We start from the raw sequence: 12,374 nt of genomic DNA, 5'->3' as shown, positions 1-12,374 counted from the left end.
GCCTATGCCCATCCCCTATGAACTGCAACTTGGCTGGCGATATACGCGCGCAGGCCGGGCGACGCGGCGCAACGGCTTCATCTCCTTCATTTCCGGCGTGTCGATGCTCGGCATCGCGCTCGGCGTGGCCGCCCTGATCATCGTGCTCAGCGTAATGAACGGCTTCCAGAAAGAAGTGACCGACCGCATGCTCGGCGTGATCTCGCACATCGAGATCACTTCGCGCGACGGGCAAGCGCTGGCAGACATCGACGCCATCGCCGCTGCTGCGCGCAAGAACACGGAAGTGATCGGCGTGGCGCCGTTCATCGCCTCGCAAGCGCTCATCGCGCGCGGTGAAGACATGAAAGGCACGCTGATTCGTGGCATCGATCCCAAGCTCGAGCCGCAAGTTACCGACATCTCGATGACCGCGCAAAAAGGCGCGCTCGACAAGCTGGTGCCGGGCCAGTTCGGCGTCGTGCTCGGCATCGAACTCGCGCGCTCGCTCTACGTGCGCGATGGCGACCAGGTCACGCTGATCGCACCGGGCGGCCAGGTCACGCCGGCCGGCGTCGTGCCCAGGCTGAAACAGTTCACCGTGGTCGGCACGTTCGATTCGGGCCATTACGAATACGACTCGGCGCTGGCGATGATTCACGAGGAAGACGCGCAACGCGTGTTTCGCCTCGACGGCCCGAGCGGCCTGCGCATCAAGCTGAAAGACCTGCACCAGGCGCGCGAGGTGGCCGATGAGCTTGCCGCCACGTTGCCGGGTTCGTTTTTGATCAAGGACTGGACGCGCCAGAACAAGACGTGGTTTGCTGCGGTGCAGGTCGAGAAACGCATGATGTTCATCATCCTGACGCTGATCGTCGCGGTCGCGGCGTTCAACCTGGTGTCGACTCTGGTGATGACAGTGACCGACAAGCGCGCCGACATCGCCATCTTGCGAACGCTGGGCGCCAGCCCGAAAAGCATCATGGCAATTTTCGTGGTGCAGGGTGCGATGGTCGGCGTCATCGGGACCGTGCTCGGCCTCGTGCTGGGGCTGGGCGTGGCTTACAACATCGACGTGATCGTGCCGGCCATCGAGCACGCACTGCACACCAGCTTTCTGCCGCAGGACATCTACCTGATCAGCAAGATGCCGAGCGATCCACAACAGAGCGACATCATGCCGATCGCCATCATTTCGCTGGTGCTTTCCTTTGCCGCGACGCTGTATCCGAGCTGGCGCGCCAGCCGCGTGAACCCCGCCGAGGCGCTGCGCTATGAGTGAAGTTGCATCGTCGAAGGTGGTCCTCAAGGCACGCGGCCTCACCAAGCGTTTCCACGAAGGCCGGCTCGACCTGACCGTGCTGCACGGCGTCGACCTCGACGTGCGCGCCGGCGAAACGCTGGCCATCGTCGGTGCGTCGGGCTCGGGCAAGAGCACCTTGCTGCACCTGATGGGCGGGCTCGATGCGCCAACTGCGGGCAGCGTCGAACTGCTTGGCAAGAACATCGCCACGGTCGATGCGGCGGAGCAGGGCCGCATGCGCAATCTGCACCTCGGCTTCGTCTACCAGTTCCATCACCTGCTGCCGGAATTCAGCGCACTCGACAACGTCGCGATGCCGCTCAAGATCCGGCGCGCCGATCCGGCGGACGCCGCGCGCGCCGCGACCGCGATGCTCACCAGCGTCGGACTCGCCGAGCGGCTGCAGCATCGCCCGGCCGAGTTGTCGGGCGGCGAGCGTCAGCGCGTGGCGATCGCGCGCGCGCTGGTCACTCAACCGGCCTGCGTGCTGGCCGACGAACCGACCGGCAACCTCGATCGTGCGACCGCCGACGGCGTCTTCGCGCTGATGCTCGAACTGGCGCGGCTGCACGGCACGGCCTTTGTCATGGTCACCCACGACGAGACGCTGGCAACGCGCTGCGACCGCGTGTTGCGCCTGGTGGCGGGCCGGTTGGCCGACTGAGCACTTTCGTGGCTCTTGCAGGCCTGTATCCGAACGTTTCATACTTCGGATCACTACTGACTTGAAGGGGCGGAATGGGATGACCAAAGAATTTGTGCGTTGCGGCGTGTCGCCGTCGCGCTGGCTGCGCCCACTCGGTGTCGTCGCCGGCCTCTTGCTCTCACTGGCAGCGCATGCACAAGTGAAGATTCTGGTGAACCCTGGCGATCAGGGCGAGCAATCGCGTGGCGCCACCATGACGAGCTGGCGCACGGCCATCGAGCAGGTGCTGCGCAAGGAGCGGTTCAACGATTCGACGATGGCCGGCCTGGCCGACATGACGAGCGACCTCAGCGCCACCCGCGCCCGCATTCCCGATGTCGTCGTCGGCCCGGCCCACCTCATCGGCTCGGCCTTGCGCTACGGCTACACACCCGTCGCACAGCTCGATGTTCGCTCGCAAGCCGTGCTCGTCGTGTCGACGCACAGCCCGATCACCAACTTCCAGCAGGCGGCGGGCAAACGCCTCGGGCTTCCCATGCAGGACAGCCTGGTCACGTACCTGCTGCGCGGTGAAACCGTGGCTGCGAACACCACGATCAAGCGCCACTTTCGGGATCTCTACGAAACACGCTATCAAGACGCGCTGCTGGTCTGTTTGCAGATCGGGCGCTGTGACGTGGTGGGTGTCGAAAAGGCGACCTACGAAAAGTGGATTGCGGCCGGCAGCCAGGTCAAGGTGATCATGGAATCGCGCGAAGTACCGGGCTTGAGTTTGGCCATCAAGGACGGCTCGAAGATCTCGGCCGACGCATTCCGGGCCGACCTCGCCGAAGTCGCAGCCGCGGGCAGCAAGACGACGCGTGTGTCGCCCCAAGATTTCACTTACGTGTCGACGCTCGGCTACTTCACGCCGCGTGCGCTGGCTGGTGCCAAGGTGGTCGACGCCAAGACCGTGGCCGCGATGTTGTCGGCCCATACGGCTCGCTACATCGACACGCGCAACGACGCCGAATTCAACGAGGGCCATGTGCCCGGGTCGGTGCTCGTGCCGTACGTCGAGAAGTCGGCGAAAGACCCGGACTTCACTTCGGATGCCGACCAGTTCAACATTGCGAAGCTCGGCCCCGAACGCGATGCCGTGCTGGTGTTCGGCTGTAACGGCCCGGAGTGCTGGAAGAGTCACAAGGCCAGCATCGCGGCGCTGAAGGCCGGCTATAAAAACGTCAACTGGTTTCGTGGCGGGTTGCCCGAGTGGCGTGCCGCCGGCCTCGCGGTCGATACGAACGCCAAGTGAGCCTGCAAGCGTCGGCAGCGGCGTGCCGGTTAGTGTCCCCGGGATCTACGGTGGTTACGCCGCATCGACATCGTCATCCTTTTACGAAAGAGTCCCTCGAATGACCGACCTTCCGCTCGCGCGAAATCCTCTGCGCCGCTCCCTTCTGACGGGCACCGGCGCAGCCATCGCCTTCGGCACGTTGGGCCCGGTCCGCTCTGCTTTCGCGCAGGGCGCGCCGGCGCGATCGCTGCCCGCGTATGCCGCCTTCAAGGACGCCGGCTCGATGATCGTGCACAGCGCGAACACCATCGAAACGCGCCGCGGTGCTGCCGGCAACGGAGCTCTGACTACTGTCAACCAGCTCTACGTGCGCAACAACCTCACGCCGCCGAGCGCCGACATAGTGGCCAAGCCCGACGACTGGGTCGTACAGATCGAAGGCGTGCGTCGCCCCAAATCACTCACCGTGCGCGAGCTCAAGGCCATGCGCACCGAGCGCGTGGCGATGGTGCTGCAATGCAGCGGCAACGGCCGCGGCATGTTCCCGTCCAAACCGAGCGGCACACCGTGGCAAGTCGGCGCTGCCGGTTGCGTGATGTGGACCGGCGTGCCGGTGCGCGACCTCGTGCATGCGACCGGCGGCGTGCTGCCGGGCATGTTGTTCATGACCGGCACGGGCGGCGAAGTGCTGCCGGTGGGTGTCGATGCCAAGTCGCGTGTCGAGCGCAGCGTGCCGGCGGCCGCCATGGAAGACGCCGTGCTCGCATGGGAGATCAACGGGCAGCCCATCCCGCTGGCGCACGGTGGCCCGCTGCGGCTCGTGGTGCCGGGCTTCACCGGCGTCAACAGCGTCAAGTACGTCAAGAAGCTCGCCTTCACCACGGTCGAAAGCGATTCGTCGATCCAGCAGACCGACTACCGCATGACACCGTCGGCCGAAGCCGCGATACGTCCGACCGATCCGTCGGTGTGGCAAATGCCGCCCAAGTCGTGGATCAACACGCCGCTGGCGGGCGTTGCGAAACTGGGCGCGCGCGGTCTGCTGATTCAGGGCGTGGCGTTTGCCGGCGTCAATGCAGTGAAGCAGGTCGATGTTTCGATGGACGGCGGCGCGACCTGGCAGCGTGCGGCGCTGGCCGGACCCGATCTCGGGCGCTTCGCCTGGCGTCAGTTCGAACTGCCGGTGCAGCTGCCCGCTGGCCAATACGTGCTGGCCAGCCGGGTGACCGATGTGCGCGGTAACGTGCAGGTCGAGAACCGCGTCGAGAACAAAGCCGGCTACCTGAACTCGAGCTGGCGCGACCACGCCGTCGCCATCACGGTCGCCTGAAGCGATGCGTTTTCGGACCCTTGCGGCAGCCGGACTGGCGCTGTTGTCGCTACTGCCATCAATCGGCGCACAGGCGCAAGCTTCAGCCGACGACGGGCGCAAGCTGTTCGTCGACGGCGTGGCGCCATTGCCGGCTTGCGCGCTCTGTCACGCGCTCAAGAAGGCCGGCGCGAGCGGGCAGATCGGCCCTGATCTCGACGACCTTCGCCCGGATGCCGACCGGGTCGAGAAGGCGATGCGCAATGGCATCGGGCCGATGCCGTCTTTCAAGACGCTGACCGAAGTGCAGATCAAGACACTGGCCGCCTACGTGGCGGCAGCCGCAGGCGCGCCCTGAGGACCCTGCGCGGGGTTCACTTCGGCTTGTAAGCCACCACGTCGATCTCGACCTTCGCGTCGACCATGAGCCGTGCTTCCGTGGTCGAACGGGCCGGCCGGCCTTCGGCACTGAAGTAGCCCATGTAGATACGGTTGAAGGCACCGAAATCGCGCGCGTCCTGCAGCCAAACCGTGCTTTTGCAGACGTCGTCGAGCGTCGCGCCGGCCAGCGCGAGCACCGACTTCAGGTTCTCCATGACCTGCCGCGTTTGCGCTTCGATGCCGCCGACCACGATTTCGCCGTTGCTGTCGGCGGGCACCTGGCCCGACACGTAGATGAAGTCGCCCGCGCGCACAGCCGGGGAGAAAGGGCGGACCTGGCGGTCGGAGGCGGTGGGCGATCCACCGAGGTATTCGAGGGGCATGAAAGACTCCTGCGGACGGGCCGCTGTGTTTGGCTGTGAAATTCTATTTCAGTAAAAGGTCCAAGATAGAGGGTTTTCCCGGGTGATTTGGCGCGTTTGATGCTTCAAAGTCCGGCGGTGCGAAAGTAAATTTCACAAATCCTGAAGCGAAGGAGTTTCAATGCGAGCCACCAACCTAGCCAAATCTGTCTTGAAACATGCCCTCGTCAGCGGCGCCTTGCTGGCGGCGCTGGCCGTCGCAGCGACTGTGGGAGCGCCCGCAGCACTGGCGCAAGCGCCGCGCAACTACGCCACGCTGGCGATGGTGGCCGAGCCGCAAACGCTAGACCCGATGGCATCGACCGCCGACCTGGTCGCGACCATCATGCAGCACGTGTTCGAGCCGCTCTACACCTTCGACGCCAAGTGGAACGTGGTGCCGATGCTCGCCGAGTCGATGCCCAAAATCTCGGCCGATGGCAAGAGCTACTCGATCACTTTGCGCAAGGGCGTGATGCTGCACAACGGCCGCGAACTGAACGCCGACGACGTGGTCGCCAGCCTGCAGCGCTGGATCGAGCAGTCGCCACGCGGCAAGGCAGTGGGCGCGCAGATCGAGAGCCTCAAGGCCAAGGGCGCGCTCGGCGTCGACATCGTGTTGAAAGCGCCGTATGCGCCGCTGGTGTCGCAGCTCGCATTGCCGAGCGGCATGGCCGCCATCATGGCGAAAGACTCGATCGCGCAGCCGCTGAAAGACTTCGTCGGCACCGGTCCGTACAAGTTCAAGGAGCGTCAGCCCGACCGCTTCGTCATCCTGACGCGCTTCGACAAATACAGCGCGCGCAAAGAGCCGGCCAACGGCTATGGCGGCAAGCGCGAGGCGCTCATCGAAGAGCTGCGCTTCGTGCCCGTACCCAACGCGAGCACGCGGGTCGAAGGCGCGCTGGCGGCTCAATACGACTTCGCCGATCTGCTGCCGGTCGAGGCACTGACGCGGCTTGAAAAGTCGGGCGGCAAAACCGTACCCATCCTCACGCCATCGTTCGGCTTCCCGTACCTGGTTTTCAACACCAAGGAAGGCGTGCTGGCCAACCAGGCGATGCGCCAGGCTGTGCAAACCGGCATGGGCGAGGGCGAGATGCTGGCCGCCGGCTTCGGCGATACGCGCTTCTTCATTGCAGAGGGCAATCACTTCCCGAAAGGCTCGCCTTTCTACTCGACCAGCGGCACCGAGCTGTACAACCAGCGCAATGGCCCGAAAGCCAAAGAAGCAGCGGTCAAGGCCGGCTACAAAGGCGAGCCGATTCGCCTGATGGCCAGCCGCCAGTACGACTTTCACTACAACATGGCCTTGCTGATGGCCGAGCAGTTGAAGAAGGCCGGCTTCAAGGTCGAACTCAACATCGTCGACTGGGCAACGCTCGTGCAGCGCCGCAACGATCCGAAGTTGTGGGACATCTACGTGACGCATTCGGGCCAGTTCCCCGAGCCGATGCTGTCGCCACCGCAGCTCGGTGACGGTGCGCCCGGCTGGTGGGACACGCCCGCCAAAAAGGCCGCGCTGCAGGCCTTCAACGTCGAGAGCGATCCTGCTAAGCGTGGTGCGCTGTGGGGCAAGGTCCAGCAGGTCGTCTACGACGAAGTGCCGTACGTGAACGTCGGCAAGTTCAATGGTCTGTCGGCCAGGAGCCCGGCGCTCGACAACTACCAGCCCGCGACCTGGCCGTTCTTCTGGAATGCGAAGATCAAGTAAGCGCCTTGCGATGTACCGCTATCTCGCTTCCCGCCTCGCAGGCATGTTGATCGTGCTCGCCATCGTGGCGGTGCTGGTCTTCATCCTGACGCGCGCCGCGTCGGGCGACCCTGTGTCGGTGCTGCTCGGCGACCAGGCCACCGCCGCCGACATCGCCCGCGTGCAAAAGGAATACGGGCTGGACAAGCCGCTGCCCGTGCAGTTCGGCTACTGGCTGCGCGAAGTGCTGCAAGGCAACCTCGGCCAGTCGATTTTTCTGCAGCGGCCGGTGACGCAGGCACTGTGGGAGCGGGCCGAACCGACCACGCTGTTGTCGTTGATGGCAGTCGCCATCGCGGCGCTGATCGGCTTGCCGTGCGGCATCGTCTCGGCGGTGTTTCGCGGGCGCTGGATCGATCAGTTCTTCACCGGCATCGCGATGCTGGGCGCGAGCATTCCGAGCTTCTGGCTCGGCATCGTGCTGATCCAGATCTTCGCGGTGTCGTTCGGCTGGTTTCCGGTGTCGGGTTACGGCGCGCCCGGTGCGCCGCTGCTCGAACGGCTGCATTCACTGATCCTCCCCGCGGCCGTGCTGGGCCTGCTCAACTCGGCGCTCATCATCCGCTTCACGCGGGCATCGATGCTCGATGTGCTGGGTGAAGACTACGTGCGAACGGCGCGCTCCAAAGGCCTGTCGGAAAGCACTGTCGTGTTGAAGCACGCGCTGCGCAATGCCTTGGTGCCGATCGTCACCGTACTGGGCCTGACCGCTGCCTTGATGATCGGCGGCGCCGTCGTGACCGAGACCGTGTTCGGCCTGCCGGGCGTGGGCAGCCTCGTCGTCAATGCGGTGCTGCGGCGCGACTACCCGGTGATCCAGGGCGCGCTGCTGGTGATCGCCGCGATCTACGTGCTCATCAATTTCTCGATCGACCTGCTGTACGTCGCGGTCGATCCGCGCGTCAAGCTCTGAGCGCGCAAGCCGACACCCGGAACGCACAGTCATGCAACTCCCGAGAACACTTCGCCAGCTGATGCATCGCCGCACGGTGATGATCTCCGCGCTGGTGCTGCTGGTCATCGCCGTCATGGCGATCGGCGCGCCATGGTTCGCGTCGTTCGACCCCAACGACACGGCCGTGCTCGACCGTTTGAAGCCGCCGAGCGCGGAGCACCTGATGGGCACCGACGAACTGGGCCGAGACATGTACGCGCGCATCGTTCATGGTGCGCGTTACTCGCTCACCATCGCGGCACTGACGGCCCTTGGCTCGGTCGTCTTCGGCACCGCGCTGGGGCTCGTCGCCGGTTTTTTCCGTCGGCTCGATGCACCGATCATGCGAGTCGTCGACGCCATGATGTCGTTCCCCGACATCCTGCTCGCGATCGCGCTGGTCGCCATCTTGGGCGCTTCGCTAGGCAACGTCGTGCTGGCACTGGTCTTGGTCTACACGCCACGTGTCGCGCGGGTCGTGCGGGCATCGACGTTGGTGGTTCGCGAGTTGTTGTTCGTCGAAGCCGTGCGCGCGCTCGGCGTGCGAACCTCGCGCATCCTGTGGCGCCACATCCTGCCCAACCTGATGTCGCCGATCCTCGTGCAGGTGTCGTTCATCTTCGCGTACGCCATCCTCGCTGAAGCCGGCCTGTCGTTCCTCGGCGTCGGCGTACCCCCCGACATCCCGACCTGGGGAACGATGGTCGCGGGGAGCCAGCAATATGCCGACCGCGCGTTCTGGGTCGTGTTGTTTCCGGGGCTGGCGATCATCTTCACTGCGCTGTCTTTGCAGCTGCTCGGTGATGGTGTGCGTGACTTGCTCGACCCGAAATTGAAGAAGGCGGCGTGAATGGAGCATCGTCTGCAAACTACGTTGTTGAGTGCGAAGCGGCATCGCGCCGACGGCGTACTCCCCTCCGCGAATGTCCCCCGGCCTTCGGCCTCCTCCTTTATTTCGCTGCGGGGAGCACACCATCGACGCGATCCCTCGGCGCGAATCGACGAGTGCTCCCGAAACCATAGCTGGAGCCACTGACATGACCACCGCTCCCCGCCTCAAAGTCAGGAACCTGAGCACCAGCTTCCCCACCGAAGACGGCCTGGTTCGCTCGGTGGCCGACGTCAGCTTCTCGATCCAACCCGGCAAGACCACCGCCTTGGTCGGCGAGTCGGGTTCAGGCAAGTCGGTCACCAGCCTCACCCTCATGCGGCTGCTCCCCAAGACCGCCAACGCACAGGTCGCCGGAGAAACAGCATTTGCGACACGCGACGGTCGTACCGTCGACTTGCTGAAGCTCCCAGAGACCGATATGCGACGCCTCCGCGGCAACGAGTTGTCGATGATTTTTCAGGAGCCGATGACCAGCCTCAACCCGGTGTTCACCATCGGCGAGCAGATCGCAGAAAGCGTTCGGTTGCACAAGGGCCTCGACCGCAAAGCGGCGCTGGCCCACGCATTGCGTATGCTCGAACTGGTCGAGATTCCGGCTGCATCGCAGCGGCTGTACGAGTACCCGCATCAACTGTCAGGCGGCATGCGGCAGCGCGTGATGATCGCGCTGGCGATGGCGTGCGACCCGACATTGCTGATCGCCGATGAGCCGACCACCGCACTCGACGTGACCATCCAGGCTCAGATCCTTGCGCTGATGCGACGGCTGCAGGCGGAAACCGGCATGAGCATTCTGTTCATCACGCACAACCTCGGCGTGGTCGCGCACCATGCGGACGATGTGGTCGTGATGTATGCCGGCCAGGTGGTCGAGCATGCGCCGGTGCGGCCGATGTTCGCTGCGCCGGAGCATCCGTACACGCAAGGATTGCTGGCCTGCTTGCCGGGCAAGGCAGCGCGCGCCGGACAGCCGCGACCCAAGCGGTTGTTCGCGATTCGCGGGCAGGTGTCGAGCCCGTTGGCACCGCCGCCGGGTTGCGCTTTCGAGCCGCGTTGCGACCTGGCGATCGACGCTTGCCGCGCCGCGATGCCGCCATTGATCAGCACGCAGACTGACCGCGAGGCGCGTTGCATCCGCGTGCTGGAGCACGTCGATTTGACTGGGGCTGCAACCGAAGTTTCCGAGCTGGGGGCGGCATGAGCGCGATCATGGAAGAGCCTCTCATCGAGGTGCGCAACCTCAAGAAATACTTCGGCACCGGCGCGCGTCCGGTGCGCGCCGTCGACGATGTTTCGTTCGCCATCAAGCAAGGCGAAACACTGGGTCTCGTCGGTGAATCCGGCTCGGGAAAAAGCACCATCGGTCGCACCTTGTTGCGACTGGTGGAGCGTACCGATGGCGAGGTGCTGTACCGCGGCCAGGACGTCGGCAAGCTGTCGGGAGGTGACATGCGCCGCCTGCGAAGCAAGCTGCAGATCATTTTTCAGGATCCGTATGCGAGCCTGAATCCGAAGATGCGTATCAGCGCAATCCTCGGCGAAGCGCTTGCCACGCATGGGCTGCACAAAGGTGCCGCTGCGCGCGACAAGCGCATCGCCGAGCTGCTTGAAACGGTGGGCCTCCGCGCCGAACATGCCAGTCGGTTTCCGCACGAGTTTTCGGGCGGCCAGCGGCAGCGCATCGGCGTGGCGCGTGCGCTTGCGGTCGAGCCTGAGTTCATCGTCGCCGACGAGCCGTTGTCGGCGCTGGACGTGTCGATCCAGGCGCAGGTCATCAACCTGCTGGCCGACCTGCGTGAGCGCCTGTCGCTCACCATGCTCTTCATCTCGCACGACCTCGATGTGGTCGAGTACCTGTGCGACCGCGTGGTGGTGCTCTACCTCGGCAAGGTGATGGAAGTGGCGACGACTGCCGAACTGTTCGAGCGACCATTTCATCCGTACACCCAAGCGCTGCTGGCTGCGAGCCCGAAGCCCGATCCGCTGCAGCCGAGCGAACATGTGGCGTTGAAGGGCGATATTCCGAGTCCGATCGCGCCGCCTTCGGGCTGCGTGTTTCGCACCCGCTGCCCACAGGCTATCGAAGCGTGTGCGCAAACCGTGCCGCCGCTGGAAGAGCTGGCGCCCGGTCATTTTTCTGCCTGCATCCGCAAGGATCTGCTGGGCGCAATCGATTCGAGACTGACGACATGAATTCATCGACCCACGACCTGCTCGACCCGTTGCTGCACAGCGGCTTCAAGGGCTACCCGCGCACGCAGCCACCGCGGCTGCGCAGCGACATCGGCGCTGCGCAATGGAACGTGCTCGCCGGCGATCTGCCGCTGCCGCTGGCTGTCCTGAAACGCGAAGCGCTGGAGCACAACCTGGCCTGGATGCAGGCCCGTGTGCGCGAGTGGGGCGTCGACCTGGCGCCGCATGGCAAGACGACGATGTCGCCGCAGTTGTTCCAGCGCCAGCTCGATGCCGGTGCCTGGGGCATGACCTTTGCAACCGTCACGCAACTGGCCGTCGGCGTGGCGGCGGGCGCGCGGCGCACGCTCATCGCGAACCAGGTGGTGAGCGACGAAGACCTCGGCGGCATTCAACAGCTGTTGCGCACCCACGAAGGACTGCGGATCGTGTTCCTGCTCGACTCGGTGGCGCAACTCGATCTCATCGAAGCTTGGTCGCACGCACATCAGGAGCATCTGCCCTTCGAGCTGATGATCGAGATCGGTGTCGACGGTGGCCGCACCGGATGCCGCACGCACGAGCAGGCCACCACGCTGGCCGAGCGTTGCAAGGCAAGCCCGGCCGTGAAACTGGTCGGCATCGAATGCTACGAAGGGCAGGGCGCCACCGGCGAGACGGGCCCGGACACCGCGTACACCGACACGATCATGGGCCGCGTCGAAGCGGTCGCACGCCACTGCGAAACGCACGGACTCTTCGAGACCGACGAAGTGCTGGTGTCGGCCGGCGGCTCCGCCATCTACGACCTCGTTGCCGCACGACTCAAGCCGGCGCTCGGCATGCCGGTGCGCGGCCTGCTGCGCTCGGGCTGCTACGTCACGCACGACCACGGCACCTACCAGCGCTTTCAGGTGTCGATCGATGCCCGTCTCGGTTGCGACTGCGGCGACAGCCTTCGCCCCGCGATGGAGGTGTGGACCACCGTGCAGTCATGCCCCGAACCACGCCTCGCCATCGTCGCGATGGGCAAGCGCGATGTGTCGTTCGACCTGTCGATGCCGACGCCCATCGCGCGTGCGTTGCTTGGTGCGCAGGTCACATCGACGGTACCGGCCAGCTGGCACATCAGCGCGTTGAACGACCAGCACGGCTACCTGCGCTGGACCGCAACCGACGATGCGCTGGCACCGGTCGTCGGCGAGCGCATCGGCTTCGGTATCTCGCATCCATGCACGACGTTCGACAAATGGCACTGGATGCCGATCGTGGAAGACGACTACCGCGTGAGCGATGCGGTGTCGATCAACTTTTGAGCATGGCAACCG

At 64.8% G+C, this 12,374-nt stretch carries 12 protein-coding genes; 11 read left to right on the top strand and 1 reads right to left on the bottom strand.

What is annotated here, in order from left to right; genetic code table 11:
• Nucleotides 1-4: 4 nt before the first annotated feature.
• The 5 genes from H7F36_RS00655 (at nucleotide 5) to H7F36_RS00635 (ending at nucleotide 4,871) form a co-directional block, all read left to right on the top strand.
• On the top strand, nucleotides 5-1,261 hold the full coding sequence (locus H7F36_RS00655) for a lipoprotein-releasing ABC transporter permease subunit (RefSeq protein ID WP_187052874.1): 1,257 nt from the start codon (nucleotides 5-7) through the stop codon (nucleotides 1,259-1,261).
• Nucleotides 1,254-1,946, top strand: coding sequence for a lipoprotein-releasing ABC transporter ATP-binding protein LolD (lolD, locus tag H7F36_RS00650; RefSeq protein ID WP_187052873.1), 693 nt, complete (start codon nucleotides 1,254-1,256; stop codon nucleotides 1,944-1,946). The genes H7F36_RS00655 and lolD overlap by 8 nt, the downstream gene beginning before the upstream one ends.
• Before the next feature lie 79 nt (nucleotides 1,947-2,025).
• Nucleotides 2,026-3,222 (top strand): rhodanese-like domain-containing protein, encoded by a 1,197-nt coding sequence (locus H7F36_RS00645; protein ID WP_187052872.1) that lies wholly within the window; start codon nucleotides 2,026-2,028, stop codon nucleotides 3,220-3,222.
• A gap of 100 nt (nucleotides 3,223-3,322) precedes the next feature.
• The gene (locus H7F36_RS00640; RefSeq protein WP_187052871.1) at nucleotides 3,323-4,534 is read left to right on the top strand and encodes a sulfite oxidase; all 1,212 of its coding nucleotides are present in this window, start codon (nucleotides 3,323-3,325) and stop codon (nucleotides 4,532-4,534) included.
• Between the two features lie 4 nt (nucleotides 4,535-4,538).
• Entirely contained in the window at nucleotides 4,539-4,871 is a 333-nt protein-coding gene (locus H7F36_RS00635; RefSeq protein WP_187052870.1) for a c-type cytochrome, read from the top strand.
• Nucleotides 4,872-4,887: 16 nt separating this feature from the next.
• Here H7F36_RS00635 and H7F36_RS00630 read toward each other — a convergent pair whose 3' ends face one another.
• Nucleotides 4,888-5,277 carry a RidA family protein gene (locus tag H7F36_RS00630; protein ID WP_187052869.1) on the bottom strand — a complete coding sequence of 130 codons (390 nt, stop codon included), beginning with the start codon at nucleotides 5,275-5,277 and terminating at the stop codon, nucleotides 4,888-4,890.
• Between the two features lie 160 nt (nucleotides 5,278-5,437).
• On the opposite strand from H7F36_RS00630, the gene H7F36_RS00625 reads away from it, so the two are divergent.
• The 6 genes from H7F36_RS00625 to H7F36_RS00600 all read left to right on the top strand — a co-directional run bounded on the left by H7F36_RS00625 (nucleotide 5,438) and on the right by H7F36_RS00600 (nucleotide 12,362).
• Nucleotides 5,438-7,009, top strand: a complete 1,572-nt coding sequence (locus tag H7F36_RS00625) for an ABC transporter substrate-binding protein (protein WP_187052868.1) — start codon at nucleotides 5,438-5,440, stop codon at nucleotides 7,007-7,009.
• 10 nt (nucleotides 7,010-7,019) lie between these two features.
• Entirely contained in the window at nucleotides 7,020-7,961 is a 942-nt protein-coding gene (locus H7F36_RS00620; RefSeq protein ID WP_187052867.1) for an ABC transporter permease, read from the top strand.
• Between the two features lie 31 nt (nucleotides 7,962-7,992).
• On the top strand, nucleotides 7,993-8,832 hold the full coding sequence (locus H7F36_RS00615; protein WP_187052866.1) for an ABC transporter permease: 840 nt from the start codon (nucleotides 7,993-7,995) through the stop codon (nucleotides 8,830-8,832).
• 187 nt (nucleotides 8,833-9,019) lie between these two features.
• A complete protein-coding gene (locus H7F36_RS00610) occupies nucleotides 9,020-10,075 on the top strand; it encodes an ABC transporter ATP-binding protein (RefSeq protein WP_187052865.1) in 1,056 nt (351 codons plus the stop codon).
• Nucleotides 10,076-10,083: 8 nt separating this feature from the next.
• Nucleotides 10,084-11,067, top strand: a complete 984-nt coding sequence (locus H7F36_RS00605) for an ABC transporter ATP-binding protein (RefSeq protein WP_315971434.1) — start codon at nucleotides 10,084-10,086, stop codon at nucleotides 11,065-11,067.
• Nucleotides 11,064-12,362, top strand: a complete 1,299-nt coding sequence (locus tag H7F36_RS00600; protein WP_187052863.1) for an amino acid deaminase — start codon at nucleotides 11,064-11,066, stop codon at nucleotides 12,360-12,362. The genes H7F36_RS00605 and H7F36_RS00600 overlap by 4 nt, the downstream gene beginning before the upstream one ends.
• Nucleotides 12,363-12,374: the final 12 nt, after the last annotated feature.

Source organism: Variovorax sp. PAMC28562 (assembly GCF_014303735.1).
GTDB lineage: Bacteria > Pseudomonadota > Gammaproteobacteria > Burkholderiales > Burkholderiaceae_C > Variovorax.
Note: the sequence above shows the minus strand (reverse complement) of the source record. Positions and strands in the feature narration are given on the sequence as shown.

What these genes read in the sequence shown, in the direction of transcription:
- H7F36_RS00615 (WP_187052866.1), top strand. Translation starts at nt 7,993, where the DNA reads ATGCAACTCCCGAGAACACTTCGCCAGCTGATGCATCGCCGCACGGTG.
- H7F36_RS00625 (WP_187052868.1), top strand. Translation starts at nt 5,438, where the DNA reads ATGCGAGCCACCAACCTAGCCAAATCTGTCTTGAAACATGCCCTCGTC.
- H7F36_RS00655 (WP_187052874.1), top strand. Translation starts at nt 5, where the DNA reads ATGCCCATCCCCTATGAACTGCAACTTGGCTGGCGATATACGCGCGCA.
- H7F36_RS00645 (WP_187052872.1), top strand. Translation starts at nt 2,026, where the DNA reads ATGACCAAAGAATTTGTGCGTTGCGGCGTGTCGCCGTCGCGCTGGCTG.
- H7F36_RS00630 (WP_187052869.1), bottom strand. Translation starts at nt 5,277, where the DNA reads ATGCCCCTCGAATACCTCGGTGGATCGCCCACCGCCTCCGACCGCCAG.
- H7F36_RS00600 (WP_187052863.1), top strand. Translation starts at nt 11,064, where the DNA reads ATGAATTCATCGACCCACGACCTGCTCGACCCGTTGCTGCACAGCGGC.
- H7F36_RS00640 (WP_187052871.1), top strand. Translation starts at nt 3,323, where the DNA reads ATGACCGACCTTCCGCTCGCGCGAAATCCTCTGCGCCGCTCCCTTCTG.
- lolD (WP_187052873.1), top strand. Translation starts at nt 1,254, where the DNA reads ATGAGTGAAGTTGCATCGTCGAAGGTGGTCCTCAAGGCACGCGGCCTC.
- H7F36_RS00605 (WP_315971434.1), top strand. Translation starts at nt 10,084, where the DNA reads ATGGAAGAGCCTCTCATCGAGGTGCGCAACCTCAAGAAATACTTCGGC.
- H7F36_RS00610 (WP_187052865.1), top strand. Translation starts at nt 9,020, where the DNA reads ATGACCACCGCTCCCCGCCTCAAAGTCAGGAACCTGAGCACCAGCTTC.
- H7F36_RS00620 (WP_187052867.1), top strand. Translation starts at nt 7,020, where the DNA reads ATGTACCGCTATCTCGCTTCCCGCCTCGCAGGCATGTTGATCGTGCTC.
- H7F36_RS00635 (WP_187052870.1), top strand. Translation starts at nt 4,539, where the DNA reads ATGCGTTTTCGGACCCTTGCGGCAGCCGGACTGGCGCTGTTGTCGCTA.